The 16,037-nt window shown below is 64.2% G+C and carries 15 protein-coding genes; 9 read left to right on the plus strand and 6 right to left on the minus strand.

Translation table 11 applies throughout. The annotated features are described in order from the left end of the window. Window positions 1-2 precede the first annotated feature (2 nt). Genes FGL95_RS27665 through FGL95_RS27675 form a run of 3 tightly spaced genes read left to right on the plus strand, consistent with a single transcriptional unit; the run spans window position 3 to window position 3,303 of the window. Window positions 3-1,109, plus strand: coding sequence for a zinc-binding dehydrogenase (locus FGL95_RS27665; protein WP_169593424.1), 1,107 nt, complete (start codon window positions 3-5; stop codon window positions 1,107-1,109). A 17-nt stretch (window positions 1,110-1,126) separates the two neighbouring features. Continuing rightward, window positions 1,127-1,558 carry an acyl-CoA thioesterase gene (locus FGL95_RS27670; protein ID WP_169593426.1) on the plus strand — a complete coding sequence of 144 codons (432 nt, stop codon included), beginning with the start codon at window positions 1,127-1,129 and terminating at the stop codon, window positions 1,556-1,558. A gap of 2 nt (window positions 1,559-1,560) precedes the next feature. Then, on the plus strand, window positions 1,561-3,303 hold the full coding sequence (locus FGL95_RS27675) for a SulP family inorganic anion transporter (RefSeq protein WP_169593428.1): 1,743 nt from the start codon (window positions 1,561-1,563) through the stop codon (window positions 3,301-3,303). Here FGL95_RS27675 and FGL95_RS27680 read toward each other — a convergent pair. From FGL95_RS27680 to FGL95_RS27705, 6 genes are all read right to left on the minus strand, one after another. Next, window positions 3,226-4,005, minus strand: a complete 780-nt coding sequence (locus FGL95_RS27680; protein ID WP_169593430.1) for a DUF1206 domain-containing protein — start codon at window positions 4,003-4,005, stop codon at window positions 3,226-3,228. The two genes, FGL95_RS27675 and FGL95_RS27680, sit on opposite strands and share 78 nt — an antisense overlap. A 3-nt stretch (window positions 4,006-4,008) precedes the next feature. Continuing rightward, a complete protein-coding gene (locus FGL95_RS27685) occupies window positions 4,009-4,227 on the minus strand; it encodes a hypothetical protein (protein ID WP_169593536.1) in 219 nt (72 codons plus the stop codon). 125 nt (window positions 4,228-4,352) lie between these two features. Beyond that, complete coding sequence (locus FGL95_RS27690) at window positions 4,353-5,024, minus strand: DUF998 domain-containing protein (protein ID WP_338080057.1); 672 nt, start codon at window positions 5,022-5,024, stop codon at window positions 4,353-4,355. Between the two features lie 111 nt (window positions 5,025-5,135). After that, complete coding sequence (locus FGL95_RS27695) at window positions 5,136-6,827, minus strand: DEAD/DEAH box helicase (protein WP_338080058.1); 1,692 nt, start codon at window positions 6,825-6,827, stop codon at window positions 5,136-5,138. Window positions 6,828-6,878: 51 nt separating this feature from the next. Next, the gene (locus tag FGL95_RS27700) at window positions 6,879-7,847 is read right to left on the minus strand and encodes a zinc-binding alcohol dehydrogenase family protein (protein ID WP_240963347.1); all 969 of its coding nucleotides are present in this window, start codon (window positions 7,845-7,847) and stop codon (window positions 6,879-6,881) included. A 60-nt stretch (window positions 7,848-7,907) separates the two neighbouring features. Next, on the minus strand, window positions 7,908-8,531 hold the full coding sequence (locus FGL95_RS27705; RefSeq protein WP_169593433.1) for a hypothetical protein: 624 nt from the start codon (window positions 8,529-8,531) through the stop codon (window positions 7,908-7,910). A 332-nt stretch (window positions 8,532-8,863) separates the two neighbouring features. Between FGL95_RS27705 and mdo the strand changes: the two genes are divergently transcribed. The 6 genes from mdo to FGL95_RS27735 all read left to right on the plus strand — a co-directional run bounded on the left by mdo (window position 8,864) and on the right by FGL95_RS27735 (window position 16,032). Beyond that, a complete protein-coding gene (gene mdo / locus FGL95_RS27710; RefSeq protein ID WP_169593436.1) occupies window positions 8,864-10,135 on the plus strand; it encodes an NDMA-dependent methanol dehydrogenase in 1,272 nt (423 codons plus the stop codon). 75 nt (window positions 10,136-10,210) lie between these two features. Continuing rightward, the gene (locus FGL95_RS27715) at window positions 10,211-11,224 is read left to right on the plus strand and encodes a MadB family AAA-type ATPase (RefSeq protein ID WP_169593542.1); all 1,014 of its coding nucleotides are present in this window, start codon (window positions 10,211-10,213) and stop codon (window positions 11,222-11,224) included. After that, the gene (gene madC / locus FGL95_RS27720; RefSeq protein ID WP_169593438.1) at window positions 11,221-12,717 is read left to right on the plus strand and encodes a MadC family VWA domain-containing protein; all 1,497 of its coding nucleotides are present in this window, start codon (window positions 11,221-11,223) and stop codon (window positions 12,715-12,717) included. The genes FGL95_RS27715 and madC overlap by 4 nt, the downstream gene beginning before the upstream one ends. A 113-nt stretch (window positions 12,718-12,830) precedes the next feature. Then, on the plus strand, window positions 12,831-14,069 hold the full coding sequence (locus tag FGL95_RS27725; RefSeq protein ID WP_169593440.1) for an iron-containing alcohol dehydrogenase: 1,239 nt from the start codon (window positions 12,831-12,833) through the stop codon (window positions 14,067-14,069). After that, window positions 14,066-15,385, plus strand: coding sequence for a MadS family sensor histidine kinase (locus FGL95_RS27730; protein WP_169593442.1), 1,320 nt, complete (start codon window positions 14,066-14,068; stop codon window positions 15,383-15,385). Before FGL95_RS27725 ends, FGL95_RS27730 begins: the two co-directional genes overlap by 4 nt. Continuing rightward, window positions 15,382-16,032 (plus strand): MadR family response regulator transcription factor, encoded by a 651-nt coding sequence (locus FGL95_RS27735; RefSeq protein WP_169593444.1) that lies wholly within the window; start codon window positions 15,382-15,384, stop codon window positions 16,030-16,032. The genes FGL95_RS27730 and FGL95_RS27735 overlap by 4 nt, the downstream gene beginning before the upstream one ends. The last annotated feature ends 5 nt before the right edge of the window (window positions 16,033-16,037 follow it).

Consider the following 16,037-nt stretch of genomic DNA (forward strand, 5'->3'; position numbering starts at 1 on the left):
TGGTGAAGATTCGTGGCGCCGTACTGAACGAGATCGGCAAGCAATCACCGTTCGCCGAGTCGACTCCGATTTCGATTTCGGAGCTCGAACTCGACGCCCCAGGGCCGGGTGAATTGCTCGTCCGCATAGAGGCCGCCGGGCTGTGCCACTCCGACCTGTCCGTCGTCGACGGAAACCGGGTTCGGCCGGTGCCGATGTTGCTCGGTCATGAGGCGTGCGGCCGCGTCGAGGGCATCGGCGCGGGCGTCGCCGACGAGTTGCTCGGTCAGCGCGTGGTCATGACGTTCCTGCCACGCTGCGGCGATTGCGCAGGCTGTGCCACCGACGGGCGCAGACCGTGCGTTCCCGGCAGCAGTGCCAACAACGCAGGGACGTTGCTCGGCGGTGAGCGTCGACTCCACCGAGACGGCGTCGACGTCCACCATCACCTCGGAGTCTCGGCGTTTGCGACCCACGCCGTCGTCGACCAGCGGTCGGTAGTCGCGGTAGACGACGACATTCCACCTGAGATCGCGGCGGTGCTCGGCTGCGCGGTGCTGACCGGCGGTGGCGCAATCATCAACGCGGGCAAGCCCGTTGCGGGTGATTCCATCATGGTCGTCGGGCTCGGGGGAGTAGGTATGGCAGCGGTGCTCACTGCTGTGTCATTGGGTCTCGGCGACGTGATCGGCGTCGACGGTGTTCCCGAGAAGCTCGCAGCTGCAACGGAGTTGGGCGCCACCCAGGTGTACACACCAGCCGAGGCCGCCGAACAGGGAATCAGGGCCGACCTGGTTATCGAGGCAGCAGGCAATGCTCGCGCATTCGAAGCCGCCGTCCGCGCAACAGCGCCGGGGGGTACGACGGTGACGGTCGGTCTGCCTGCCCCAGAGGCGCGGTCCGAGATTTCGCCGCTGCTGCTGGTTGCCGAGGCGCGGACCATCATCGGGAGTTACCTCGGTTCGGCGGTGCCCGCGCGGGACATTCCGATGTACGCGCAAATGTGGCGCGAGGGACGGTTCCCGGTCGAGAAGCTCATCTCGTCGCACATCACGCTCGACCAGGTCAATCAGGGTATGGACGAGTTGGCGGCAGGCCATGCCATCAGGCAAGTAATCGTGTTCGACTGAGCTATCGTTTTGCTCCGATGACTGCGAACAAGCAAGCTGCCGATTTCCCCGTGTTGTGGCCGGTCGCAACACGGTGGTCGGACAACGATCACTATGGCCACGTCAACAACGTCACGTATTACTCGTACTTCGACACCGCGGTGAATGCGTGGTTGATCGAGACGACGGGCACCGACATTCGGGAGCTGCCGGCGATCGGGATCGTCGCCGAGACGTCGTGCCAATACGTGAGCCAGCTGAGTTTCCCAGAGAAGTTGCTCGTCGGCCTGTCGATCGAACGGCTCGGCAACCGCAGCATCGTGTACTCACTAGCCATCTTTCGCGACACTGCCGACCAGGAACTTGCCGCGACAGGACGATTCGTCCACGTCTACGTCGACCGCGAAACTCGGCAGCCGGTGGCGATACCCGAGCAAATCCGCACGGCCGCAACGACGCTCGTGACCTAGCTATGCAGTGGTCGAAGTTCGCGCCGGGCATCGCGCAGTTGCAGGGCTATCAGCGCAGCTGGTTACGCGGCGACGTGATCGCAGGTATCACGGTCGCGGCGTACTTGGTGCCGCAAGTCATGGCATACGCAACGGTGGCAGGCCTGCCCCCGGTCGTTGGATTGTGGACCGTCATAGGACCTTTGGCGTTGTACGCGGTGCTCGGCTCGTCGCGGCAGCTGTCGGTCGGTCCGGAGTCGACGACGGCATTGATGACGGCGATCGCGTTGGCGCCGCTCGCGGCCGGCAACTCCGAACATTATGCGGCTCTGGCCGCGATCCTCGCGGTCATCGTCGGCGGACTGTGCCTGATCGGCAGACTCGCCCGGCTGGGCTTTCTTGCAGACCTGCTGTCGAAGCCAGTGTTGGTCGGGTACATGGCTGGCATCGCGTTGATGATGATCTCGAGCCAGTTGGGCAAGGTCACCGGGATCTCGGTGCACGGCGAGTCGTTCTTCGATGAACTGCGCTCGTTCGCCACACACCTCGGCTCTGTTCATTGGCCGACGGTGGCGCTGGCACTCCCGGTACTCGTGTCGCTCCTGCTGTTCGCTCGCTTCGCGCCGCGAGTGCCCGGACCGCTCATCGGCATGTTGGTCGCCACCGCAGTCGTCGCAATATTCAGCTTGCAGGACAGCGGTATTCGCGTCGTTGGAGCGATTCCTGCCGGTCTTCCGGTTCCAGGTCTGGCCGGTGTCTCGATCGATGATCTGACGCAGTTGGCACTGCCTGCCTTCGGGATCGCGATCGTCGCGTTCTGCGACAACGTCCTGACCGCACGGTCCTTCGCCGCCCGAGCGGGCCAGGATATCGATGCCAACATCGAACTTGCCGCACTCGGGTCAGCCAACGTGGCAGCGGGTCTGATGCACGGATTCCCGGTCAGCAGCAGCGGCAGCCGGACCGCGATCGGCGATGCCCTGGGCAGCCGCACCCAGCTGTATTCGTTGGTCGCGCTGGTGACCGTGTTGGTCGCGATTCTCACTGCGCGTGGCGTTTTGGCGGTGTTTCCGCTAGCGGCGCTCGGTGCGTTGGTCATCTACGCGGCAATCCGCCTCATCGAAATCGGTGAATTGCGGCGCATTGCCAAGTTCCGGAAATCGGAGTTGGCGCTCGCGCTGCTCACGACGGTAGCGGTCCTTGCGCTTGGCGTGTTGTACGGCGTTCTCGTCGCAATTACGTTGTCGATCCTGGACCTGCTACGCCGCGTCGCCCGCCCGCACGACGCCATTCTCGGCTTCGTCCCCGGGGTGGCAGGGATGCACGATCTCGACGATTACGCCGACGCCACTCCGGTTCCCGGATTGTTGGTGTACCGGTACGACGCTCCGTTGTGTTTCGCGAATGCGGAGAACTTTCGCGAGCGTGCCGTGGCTTCGCTGGACCCGTCGACGCGGTGGTTCGTCCTCAACGCCGAAGCCAACGTCGAGGTCGACCTGACCGCCGTCGACGCGCTCACTCAGCTGCACAAGGATCTCACCAGCAACAACATCGTGTTCGGGATGGCAAGGGTCAAACAGGACTTGCGCGATTCGCTGGCCGCAGCCGGATTCGTCGACATCGTCGGCGAAGACCGGATCTTCATGACGCTGCCCAAAGCTGTCGAGGCATATCGCGATTGGCGAGAGCTACATTCTCGCCTGCCTGGCCATGACGAAGCTGTAGAGGCCGTAGGTGATGATCCCGATGCCGGCGATCACAAGTAGCGCCATCCCGTAGGTCTGCGCTCCCAGCGTTTTGAGTGCGCCATCGAGTCCGGTCGCCTTCTCGGGTTCGGAATTGACGGTCGCGATCACGACCACCACCCCGACACCCACGATGACCGAGCCCTTTGCGATGTATCCGACTATCCCCATCCGTCGTACGAGGTCACTCGAGGCGCCGTGGAGGTCCTTCAGGAAGTTCTTACTGACCCCCTTGTAGACGTGATAGCCGCCGACGCCAACGATGACCAGCGCTGCTGCGATGAGCAATGCTTTGCCGGAAGTAGACGTCATCAGCCGTGCGCTGACCCCCGAGTTCTGCTCGCCGCTGGACTTGCCGCCACCACGGGCGAACCCGAACGCAGAGAACGCAAAGGCGCCATAGACCACGGCCAGCGCAAACGACTTGACCCGGTCCATCACCGATACGTCCTTGGAGTCCGGGTCGCTCGAGCGGCCGAGTGCCGTTTCCACGAGCCGCCACAGCGCCATCGCCGAAAAGGCGACCACAGCTACCCAGAGCGCCGCTTTGCCTCCCGGTTTCGCCGCCAATTCAGCGAGGGCCCCTGATTGGTCGGCGGTGCCGCCGGCACCGCCGACCGCAAGCCGGATCGCGATGTAGCCGATGAGCAGGTGAACAAGCCCGCTCATCACATAACCGGCCCGCGCGAACCGCTCGAAGACTCTGTTCTGTGCGTCAGCCATCGGTTAGGGGCTGGGCTGCGGCAGCTCGGGCATGTTGCAGTCGGTGACCTTCGGGTTGACGCCGAAGTAGTTCAACGGCCCTGCAATTACCGTGACGGCGACTGTGCCCGTACTGGAACAGTTCGCCTCTGGGTCGGTGAAGTACCCGCGTTGCCCACAAGCGATCGCGCCGATCACCAACCACAACAACACCAAAGCAGGTAGCCACCTCCGCACGCCCATCCCGCCGCCCCGCGTCTGGCGAACCCCGCCGAAACTTCTCTCACGCCTGGTTCCTAATCGCATTGCCTTCTCCTTGTTCGATATCCGTGAATCGTGAATGCCCCCAGGAGGGACTATCCAAACGCTCAGTGGGCTCGAATCGGCACCAATCGGCGATAACGTTCGGAAACGGCGTTCGTCAGCGTCGTCGACAGCACTGCGGCGCCGGTGACGGCCATGAAAGCCGGCAACGGGTACAACACAAGTCGCTCGCTGATCCCGATCTGGACAGCGGAGCCCATCAGGAGGACGCCGCCGACAAGTCCGGTCAGGGCGCACGTCGCCGACCACACGGCGACGAGGCGACGTTGGTTCCACAACCAGATCGCGAGCAGGATCAGCACGATATGCCGGGAGATGAATCCCGGCAGCACTGCGAGCAGGTGGACGACGATCCCATTGTTGCTGGGAACGAATCCAGTTGCAGCGGTGCTCATTCCGATGAGGATGGCAAGTGAGACGATCCACCATTGCCGGTATCCGTGGGGAACGTAGCCGCGGAACAGCACGGCGCCGATGATGGTCAGCAGTCCGAGCGCGACGAAAGTCGAGTTCATCAGCAGGTGCAGCGGTGAGCACATGTTCGGCGTGCATGCGGTGACGCCGAGATCACTGATGGTGTCGTGTCGAAAGCTGTATGGAACCTTCCACGCATATGCCGTCGCAATTTCGGCGAGGATGTAGGCGAAAACAAGGGTCCAGGCAACACCCGCAGCACTGTGCCGCACGTTGTGGTTCATCATTTTTGCCGCGCTCACCGCTCGGCCAATGGGTTCGTTGACGCGCAGTGCCGAGGACGTGACTTGCTGCGACTGAACCTCCAGTGAACGCGCCCGCGGCCAGTCTGTCAACGACGGCCGAGTCTGCCGTCAGTCGAAAACGTCCTCCGGCAACCAATCGGCATTGAACAGCGCAGCTATGTCGCGCAGCGCAGTCACGTCGCCCGCCACGCTCGCCGACGTGACGAGGAGTCGATCGACCATCGTCTTCGCAGCGGCTTCCTCCACGGTCCCGACTGCGTACAGCAGGCTCCATGGACACGTTTGGTAATCGCGGTGAGCGCGCCCGATCGTCTGGCGAGCATGAATGCCGGAATAGCGCGGTTGATGGAAGTAGCCGATCCGTTTCGCCGTCGACGCTCGCGTTCCATCGGCCATCAGTTCGCCGGCTTGCAAGTTGATGGCAGAAGCCGTGTTGAATACGACGACGCGGTTCTCGCCGCGTTGGAACAGCAAACGCTCGCGTTCGAGGTCGCCTGTCCCGAAGATGCGCGAGACGCCGATGCCCTGTTGCTCGAGCAAGGTCGCGACCGGATCGGCGGCGGTGGTCACCAGCTCGACGGCGACGAGTACTTGGTAGCCGCGTTCGACTGTCGCACTCACCAATTCGGCAGTCTGCGCCGCTCGGAGATAGCTTGCTTTCTGCCTGAACCGAAGTAATGCGGCGCGCCCGCGGGCCTTGTTGTCGCCGGTCCGTGCCAACCGCATTTCGCGTTGAAAGTCGCCCCACTCCTTGTTGTAGGCGGCCCACTGCTCGAGTGTGAACTCGACCGGCAGCCCCTCGACGGGAGCGGGCCCCCACGGCGCATCCCGATGCAGCATGACGGGCGGGTCGCATTCGGTGAGCCAGTCCTTGACCTGCGTCACCGACGCGCTCTGCAGCCGAGGCGATTGCTTCGCCTCAGCTGTCCAGGTCCACGTCCCCTTGTCCCAGCCTGGTTCCAGCGGGAAGTCGAGGGTGACGAGTTTGCGGCCGAGGTCGGCCCATTCGGTAGGTGGCTCATCGAAGACCTGCGCGAGAAGCGAAGAGAGATAGGTGTATTCGCCGGGATGATGGCCGGGCGTCGCGGTCAGGGTGATGACGAACGGCGCCTTTGCCGGCACCGTCGTCAACTTGTTCACGCGGCGCATGTACGTAGTGCGCTGCGCGGAAAGATGCCGAAAGAGCTGCGCCTCGTCGTTGATGACGACGTCGAAATGGTATTTCGGCCGACCGTTCGGGCCGAGGAGCTTTTTCAATTGGTCGGGCGGCAAGATCAGCCACCGGTAGCCGCCGTCGCCACCGAATGCGGCGATCGACTCGCGCCACGCGGGAATCGTGATCGACGACGGGCGATCGACGGTGATCAGGACGTTCTGCCCGCCACGTTGTTTGAGCACCGCCTTCGCGGCGAGAACCGCCGATCCCGTCTTGCCGCAGCCGGGATCGTCGGCCAACCAGAAACCTCGACGTCCCGAAAGCGCGGCTGTTGCAATGGCTTCCGCCGCTTCAAGTTGCTCGACGCGAGGTTGCTTCGGGAACGCCGTCGCTCCAGGAGAGGCTTCGGCGTTGAGCTCGTCCTCGATCCAGCGCGCATACGAATACGGCTTCGATCGGTAGCCCGCCAAGTCGGGTGGAAGCATTGCCCCGACGAAGACGTAGGCCTTCAGGTCCGCAGCGTACTTCGCGCCGGGAGTCGGCGCCTTGTACGGCACCTCTAGCACCCAGACCCGTTCTCCCGACGCGAGTTCGGGCATTTTCCAGGGCGCCGTCGCGCGGGTACGTCGTCGGGCTCTCTTCACCGGATCAGAGTAGGAGCTTGCACCGACAATTCTGGAGCGGCGCGCTGGCCGTCAGGTGGTCACGACGAGTTTCCCCGTCGCCGCGCCGGATTCCATGTACGTATGAGCTTCTGGGACTTGATCCAGGGTAAAGACGCGGTGGACGGGCACCGTTGCCTCGCCTGCAGCGACGGCGTCGAGAAAGTCTTGCAGCACGTCAGCCGAGAGGTCGCTGGCGTCGCCGCCGTAGGCCGCGAGCCGGACGCCGCGAGGCAGGTAGTCGATAGGGTAGAAGTGCTCGACCGTCCACTCGTTGGACAGCATGCCGGTGAAACAGACGACGCCGTGAACTCTGGTGGCGCGCAATGTATCCGGCAGAGTCGGTGTACCAATCAGTTCGAGTGCTGCGTGGACGCCACCGTCGACGATCGCCCGAACTTGGTCGGCAACTTCGCCGTTGTCGATGATGACGTGGTCGACGCCTGCTCGCGTCAGGGCAGCGGCTTTGGCGGGATTGCGAGTCGTGGACAGCACGGTCATACCGCGTCGTTTGGCGAGGATTGCGGTCGCCATGCCGACCGAGGACGTCCCGCCGCGAATCAGGATCGCTTGCCCCGGTTGGGCATCGAGACCGATTGTCAGCGACCCGTTCGCGGTCTGCAGCATTTCTGGGACGCCGCCGAGGGTGGCCCAGTCCAGGCTGCTTTCGAACGGGATCACTTGTCCGACAGGGACGCAGGTGTATTCCGCGTAGCCGCCGTCGTAGGTCCGGCCCATTCCGCCCATCATCGCGGCGACCTGCTGACCTTCCGCGAACTCGCCACCCGGACATGCGGCTACGACGCCGACGGCTTCGATACCCAGGACTCGCGGGAAGGTCACGCCGTCGGCGAGGCCGAGCCGGGTATGGAGCTCGGATCGGTTGAGCCCGAATGCTTTCACACGAATGAGCACTTGTCCCGGGTGGGGCGTGGGGACGGGGAGGTCACGCAGCTGCAGCGCCTCGGGTGGTCCGGGGGCGTCGAGTACTACAGCGCGCATCGTGATCGCCAACCTCTCGGTGCCCCCGCCTACGCTCGCCGGACCGGTCTACCTCGAGAGTCAATATACATTTCGCGGTCGCGAGAAACTCCCATCGTCGGCCCGGGCGACGACGACGCCGGCGTTCCACCCAGGTGCGCGGCCCCCGGTCGGCGGCTGTACCGCGTTCGCATCCAGGCCACCTCGCTCCAATGCCCAGGCAATCACCGAGTTGGAGTTCCACATCTCGCCGGTCCGCAATTCGTCTCGGCCCCAGACCGGCGTCGGCAGCGCGCGCAGTTCGGCGAGTAGGCGGCGGCAGTCGGCAGCATCGGACGTCAGTCGTATGGGGCTCGAGACCGCTTCGGCGATATCCGCAATGGTGCCGTTCGGCCAACAATGGACCTCGTACCGAAACAGTCGCCAGCGCCCAGCCCATCGTGTACCGACTGCACCCTCGGCGAACACGCCGCGATCGCAGTCGGCCACATTCCACACCGGAGTCATCTCGACGACGAACGAACGCGGCGGCACATGAACCACCAGGGCCGAGTGATAGAGCTTGGACGCGCTACGCCGTTCGAGCATGGCGCTCACGGCCTCGTAGATCCGCCCATTCCAGCGGACGGAATGACCACCGGCGCCCAGCGGTAGCCAGTACAGGTCGACGCCCGCGGACGTCGGACCAGTCGATGCCTCGACCACCACTGTTCCTCCTGAAGATCCTTCCGACTGCAGCTGACTCAAACACACTCTCTGTGTGGCGGAACAGCGCCGCACGTCCCTGCGACCGGTGACCTAGGTCAGCACTGCATGGATGGCCCACCGCCGCAATCTGAGTGAGGCGATGGGCCATTGACGCAGTTCGAGCGGCGGGGGAGGGCCCGTCGCAACGGTCAGTCGTTGCGACCTAGCCATTCGGACGGTTTTTGCTGACGCCCAGAGGGTTTGACGCCGATGACGTTGTGGTGGCCGCCACACTCCTGCGACGGTGAGTTGGTCATCGAGACGACACAAGCCACTCTAGGAGCGCACCAATGGCCATTGAGCTGAACCAGATCTGGGACTTCCCGATCAAGGAATTTCATCCATTTCCGCGGGCACTTATCGGCGTCGGCGCGCACGACATCATCGGCGTCGAAGCGAAGAACCTCGGCTTCAAGCGCTCGCTACTGGTGACGACCGGCCTACGTGGTTCCGGCATCATCGAGGAACTGACCGGAAAGATCGAGCACCAGGGCGTCGAGGTCGTCCTCTACGACAAGGTCGAGTCCAACCCCAAGGACTACAACGTCATGGAGGCCGCCGCGCTGTATCAGAAGGAGAAATGCGACAGCATCATCTCCATCGGTGGCGGCTCGAGCCACGACGCGGCAAAGGGCGCCCGGGTGGTCATCGCACACGACGGCCGCAATATCAACGAGTTCGAGGGCTTCGCAAAGTCCACCAACAAGCAGAATCCACCGCACATCGCCGTATCCACCACTGCTGGAACGGGTTCCGAGACGTCCTGGGCCTATGTCATCACCGACACGTCCGACATGGACCACCCGCACAAGTGGGTTGCCTTCGACGAGGCCTCGATCGTCACCCTCGCAATCGATGACCCGCTGATGTATTACTCGTGCCCGCAGCACTTCACGGCTTTCTGCGGCTTCGACGTGCTGGCGCACGGCAGCGAACCGTACGTGTCCCGGCTCGACTTCGCGCCGTCACTGGGCAACGCGCTCTACTCGATCGAGCTCGTCGCAAAGAACCTGCGCGAGGCGACCTTCGAGCCGCACAACCTGAAGGCGCGCGAAGGGATGATGAACGCGCAGTACATTTCGGCTCAGGCGTTCAACTCCGGTGGCCTCGGCATCGTGCACTCGATTTCGCACGCCGTCAGTGCGTTTTTCGACAGCCACCACGGGTTGAACAACGCAATCGCGCTGCCTCGCGTGTGGGAATACAACCTGCCGTCGCGCTACGAGCACTACGCGAAAATCGCGTCTGCAATGGGTGTGGACACCCGCAACATGACCACGGTGCAGGCCGCCGACGCTGCGGTGGAGGCTGCGATCCGATTGGCCAAGGACGTCGGCATTCCTGACAACTTCGGTCAGGTCCGCACCGACACCTACGACAAGAACCAGATGAACACCAAGAAGTACGCAGGTAGGGGCCAGGTGATCAAGGGCGACGACAAGACCGTCCTCGCGATCTCCGAGCACATTCAGGGCGACTGGTGCACACCGGGCAATCCCCGTGAGGTGACCGTCGATTCGATGATCCCCGTCGTCGACCACGCCATCAACAAGTCGTACTGACCCACCCCCCAGTCGCAGGAACGGACCGTTCACGGCCTGAACGGTCCGTTCATGCGTTCCAGAATCGAGGACCCGATGACCGCCACAGTCGCTCGCATCCAGCCCGAGTTCAGCCACGCCAAGGAGTTGTCCGACGCGCTGCGCGAGCACAACTACATCGCTGACGACGACCTGGCCACCGTGGTCCATCTGGCCACCGCACTGGACCGTCCACTGCTGTTGGAGGGGCCGGCCGGTGTGGGAAAGACTGAACTCGCGAAGTCGCTCGCGCTCGCCGCGGGCCGGCGGCTGGTCCGTCTGCAGTGCTACGAGGGCCTCGACGACAGTCGTGCTCTCTATGAATGGGATTACGCGAAACAGCTACTGCACGTGCAGATGCTGCGTGACAGGATCACGGCGTCGACCGCTCATATCGACGACATCGACGAGGCGTCGCGCTACCTCGCCGGGCGCGATTTCGGGCTCTACTCCGAGGCGTTTCTCTCGGTCCGACCGTTGCTCGAATCAGTTCTCAGCGACGAACCCGTAGTGCTACTGGTCGACGAGGTCGATCGCACGGAGGAGTCGATGGAGGCACTGCTGCTCGAGGTGCTCGGCGAGAAGCAGGTCACGATTCCGGAGATCGGCACCTTCACTGCGCGCTCGACGCCATGGGTGATCCTCACGTCGAACGACACCCGGGAACTGTCGGCCGCGCTGAAACGTCGTTGCCTCCACTTTCATCTGGACTTCCCGACACCGGAGCGCGAACGCGAAATCGTTGCCGTGCGCGCTCCGGAGGTGGAGCCGTCGGTCGTCGCAGACGTCGTCGAGTTGGCGCGCAGCCTGCGGGAGCTCCCGCTTCGGAAGAGTCCATCGATCTCCGAGGTGGTCGACGCATCGCGGGCAGCAATGCTGTTGGGGCGCAACGGCGATGTCGAAAGACACGTGTTGTACAGCGCGCTGCTGAAGTACTCCAGCGACCGTGATCTCGCGATGGGACGGATTCTCGAACCACCCACAGAGCCTGAGCGAGTGACTGTTGCCGCACGGCCGGCGAACACCACGACGACGGTGTTCCGAGGGCGCGGCGGCCGGGACCGGAAATGATCACGAGCGGGGTGCTCGACACCGTCGCCGCGGCATTCGGACGCCTGCTTCGACTCGCGGGCGTCGCTGCGTCGCCTGCCGAGATCATCGAGGTGCGAAGGGTTTTGGGACTCCTCGGTGCGCGTGACCGCGAAGCCTTGCGAGCCGCGCTTCGTGCGACATGCGCGAAGTACGCGCGCGAGCAGCGCGGTTTCGACAAGGCCTTCGACGCACTGTTTCTCGATACCGCCTTGCCGCCGAAGAAGCACGAAAACACCGACAGCCGTGCACATTCGGGCCAGGGTTTGCCCGACGATCTCGAACTGTCGGAGGACCAAGAAATCGGCAGCTACGCCGAATACAACGAGCGCGCAGCCGAAGTGGGCGAACACTTCGACACTCCGGATGCCGACAAAGGGTTCAATCCGCACAAGGACGACGACGACATCAGCGTCTCGGGTACGGACGCGCAACTGTCGGTGTCAGCCGAATCCGATGCCGGCCGTCGCGGTATGCGCTACACCCTCGACGTCGAACGCGCCGGCTCGACGACTGTCGGCGACCTCGCGGACTCGGTCGGCCCCGTCGTCGCAGGGACATTGCACTGGGACGACCCGGAATCGATTCTGGCCTGGCTCGACGCGTACGACCCGACCGCTGCCTATCTCGATGGTGCCGACTCGCAGCAGCTCACCCTCGAGCAGATCGCCGAGCTCACCCAGGCGGTCGAGACGTTCGTCGCGGCGCTCGCCGACCGGGTCGGACTGCTCGCCGAGGGCGATCTGACGGACCCGCTGCAGGAGCGAAACACCGCACCCGACGTCGACCTTGCCTGCCACGAAGTGCTGCGTCGGATGCGCGGTGCACCCCGACTGCGACCACGTGAGCGCGGACGCGGTGTGCTCGACATGCGCCGCACGACCCGGTCGAGCCTGCGCACCGACGGAATACCGTTCCATCTCATCACGCGCACGCCGGTGCCGGATCGAGTGCGGCTGCTCGTACTCGCCGACGTGTCGCTGTCGGTCCGTCCGATCACAGCGTTCACGCTTCGCCTCGCCCAAGCCATGCACCGCCGGGCAGAGCGGTGCACGGTCATCGCGTTCGTCGACCGTCCCGTCGATGTCACCGAGGTCCTGCAGCGTGCAGGCGGCGACGACGCCCTGGCCGCTGTGCTGGGCGACGTGCACCTCGACCTGGAGGCGAGCAGCGACTACGGGCAGGTATTCGACGAGATGCTGACCGCGCACGCCGCGGCGCTCGACTCGCGCACCGCCGTTCTGATCGTCGGCGACGGCCGTTCCGGTGGCTTGCCCGCCAAGCCCGACCAGCTCGCTGCGTTGCGTCGTCGCGTGCACCGCGTGGCCTGGGTGACACCCGAACCAATGCGCTATTGGACGCAAGCCACCTGCGCGATGCCCAGCTACGCGAAGGTGTGTGACGACGTGATCGTCGCGTGCGACGCTGACCAGCTCGCCCGTCGCGCCGGCGAATTGGCCCGAGCGCTCTCCTGACCGCGTACCTACCCGATCGGGTAGGTACCCGCCCGTCCACGTGCAGGTTGGGCGACTGGCGATGCGGACCTATGGTTGAGGGCGGGCAGTTCCACGGATGGCGGTGATCGACAATGGCGGCACAACTCGACCGCTTGGACATTCCGGACGTGTTGGCGTCACTGAACCTTGCTCGGGCACAGCCGGGCGACTCCCCGGAGCCTCCGCGCGTGCTGAAATTTCATGCGCCGGAAATCGTATTCGGCATCGACTCGATGGCGGAGGCAGCTCATGCGGCCGCGCGGTTGGGTGCGCTGCGGCCATTGCTCGTCACTGATCCCGGACTGATCGAAGCAGGCTGGGTCAGCGAACTCGCAGCGCATCTGCGCGAGCAAGGAATCGCCGCACGGGTCTGGCATGAGTTGACGCCGAATCCGAAAGACCACGAGATCGCTGCCGGGCACCAGTTCTACCTCGCGAGCGGCTGCGATGTGTTGATTGCGCTTGGCGGCGGGTCTGTCATCGACGCAGCGAAAGGCATCGCGATCCTTGCCGCGAACGGGGGCGCGATCGGCGATTACGAAGGCATCGACCAGGCGCCCAATCCGATCCCGCCGTTGGTTGTCGTTCCGTCGACGTCGGGGACCGGCGCCGATGTGTCGCAATTCTGCATTGTCACCGACACGGTCCGCGGCACAAAGATCACGATCCTCAGCCGGGCACTCGTTCCCGACGTTACGGTGATCGATCCGCGGCTGTTGACGACGATGCCCGAATGGCTCAATGCGGCAACAGGTCTGGATGCGCTCACCCACGGTATCGAGGCCTTCGTCTCGCTCGGCCACAACCAGCTCACCGACCATCACGCGTTGCGGTCGGTGGCGATGGTCATGCGTCATCTGACGGAGACGATGGAGCGGCCCACCGACATGCACGCCCGAACGATGATGGCGCAAGCAAGCTTGGAGGCCGGGCTTGCGTTCACCAACGCGATTCTCGGTGCTGCGCATGCGATGAGCCATCAAGTCGGCGGCATGCTCGACCTGCCGCATGGCGTGATCAACGCCGTCCTGCTGCCACACGTCATCCGGTTCAACGCCGAAGCCGATCCGCGCGCATTCGCTACCATCGCCGCATGCGTCGGGCTACCCGAGAGCCGCGGGCCGGCAGCCGAAGCCGCTGCAGCGCTGGCAGATCGGGTCGAAAAGCTGGCCACCGACATCGGGGTGCCGCGGCGGCTCAGTGAAATCGGAGTGCACGAAACAGATTTGCCTCGACTGGCCGCGTTGGCAATGCGCGACGCGTGCATGACCACCAACCCCCGACCGGCGACAGAAATCCAGATCGAGGCGCTGTTCCGGGCCGCGCTATGAGCGTGCGGCGATCCGATCTGGAGCGGCTCACCGGGGTGCGCTCCGGCAAAGGCACGTTCTACTCCGAATTTCGCGGCGCGGCACAACGACTCGAGCGAGTGGTCCTTGCGCTGGAGACGATCTCGCATGCTCTCGTGCAGACGGTGGAGGGTCCGGAGAAGCTGGTCCGTGCGGTCGCCGAAGCCGCGCGCTCGCACCTGAGCGCCGAATGGGTGTTGATCGCTCTGGCTGACGGGGCGCTGCCTGAAACGACGCTGCGCCACGTGATCGTCGACTCCGAGGGCCGCGTCTTCGCATACGAGGGACTGCCCGACGCACCACCTCCCGGGCCTGAGTTGCCGGACGCGGTGCTCAACCGGCTCAACGACGTTCTCCGAGGACAGCTGAACGAATTCCGGCTTCCTGTCATGGAGGGGCACCACGCCCACGTACCGATCGAACTCGACGGCGGCGTCGTCGGCGCATTCGCGGCGTGGACGCCGACCTACCGGACGTTGGATCCGACCGACAAAGCCGTGATGCGGATCCTCGCCAGCCAAACCGCTGTCGCGCTGCAGAATTCGGCGCTGTTTCAGAAATCGCAGGATCTACTCCACCAAGCCGAGCAGCGCAACGCCGAGTTGCTCGCGACCCAGCGTGAACTCGGCGCGGCACAACGTCATCACGTCCTCGACTCCGAGCGCCACCGAATCGCACGCGAGCTGCACGACAGCGTCACGCAATGCGTCCTCTCCGCTGGAATGCAGATCGAGGTGTGCCGCACAGAATCTCGTGATGCGCAGCTCGTACAACGCCTCGGTCTTGCGAAGGATCTGACGCGGTCCGCAGTGGAGCAACTGCGCTCGGCAATCTACGCGCTCAACCATCCCACCGACTCCGACCGCTCGAGCCTGCCCGAACTGCTGGAACAACTCTGCACGGTGCACATGCCCGACGATCTGCGAGTCAGCCTTCGGGTCGACGGCCAGGCAGTCGAACTGCCGAACGAACAAGAGCACGCGATGCTCCGCATCGCCGGTGAGGCACTGTTCAATACGGCCATGCACGGCAACGCAACTCGCGCGATCATCCGGCTGGCCTACCGGCCCGACGCAGTCAGTCTGTCGATCGCCGACGACGGCAACGGCGATCCGGAGAAGCTGCGCTTGGTCCTTCGCATGGCAGAAGCTGCCGACGTCGACGGTCATCACCGCGGGCTTGTGAATATGCGTGCTCGCGCGCGCGAGCACAGTGGCACGTTCGAGGTGCGCCGGTCCCGGATGGGCGGCGTGCGGATCGTTGCAACGATTCCTACCAAAGAGGCGGCGGCACAATGAGCATTGCGACCGGAACAATCCGGCTAGCCATCGTGGACGACCACGCGATGCTGCGTCAAGGCCTGCGCTCGGTGTTGGAGCGCGAACCTGATCTGCTCGTCGTCGGTGAAGCATCGTCGGAGAACGAGGCCGAGGCGATGGTGGCCGCGGCGTCGCCCGACGTCGTCATGCTCGATCTCAAGCTCTCGGCCGGGTCAGAATACGAAGGACTTGCCCTGTGCGCCAAGCTGTCTGCGAAGTATCCGACGCTGGGGCTGCTGATACTGACGACGTTCCTCGACGAGGATCTGGTGGTGCGTGCCGTACATGCAGGCGCGCGCGGTTATGTGGTCAAAGACGTCGACACTACCGAGCTGGTCCGTGCCATTCGGGCGGTGTCTGGTGGCGAGAGTGCGTTCGATTCCCGCACCGCGGCTGCGGTCGTGCGGTCCATCAGCGGGCACGGCGCGCACCGCGGGAATCTCACCGATCGAGAACTCGACGTTCTGCGGCTGCTCGCGGCGGGGTTGTCCAACAACAAGATCGGGGAGAAGCTCTTCATCTCCGCGACGACGGCCAAGTTTCACGTCAGCAACATCATGCGCAAGCTCGAGGTGAGCCGACGAGCGGAAGCCGTCTACGCGGCCAGCAAACGTGGCCTCATCTGACTGCG

The organism is Antrihabitans stalactiti, from assembly GCF_012932915.1.
GTDB lineage: Bacteria > Actinomycetota > Actinomycetes > Mycobacteriales > Mycobacteriaceae > Antrihabitans > Antrihabitans stalactiti.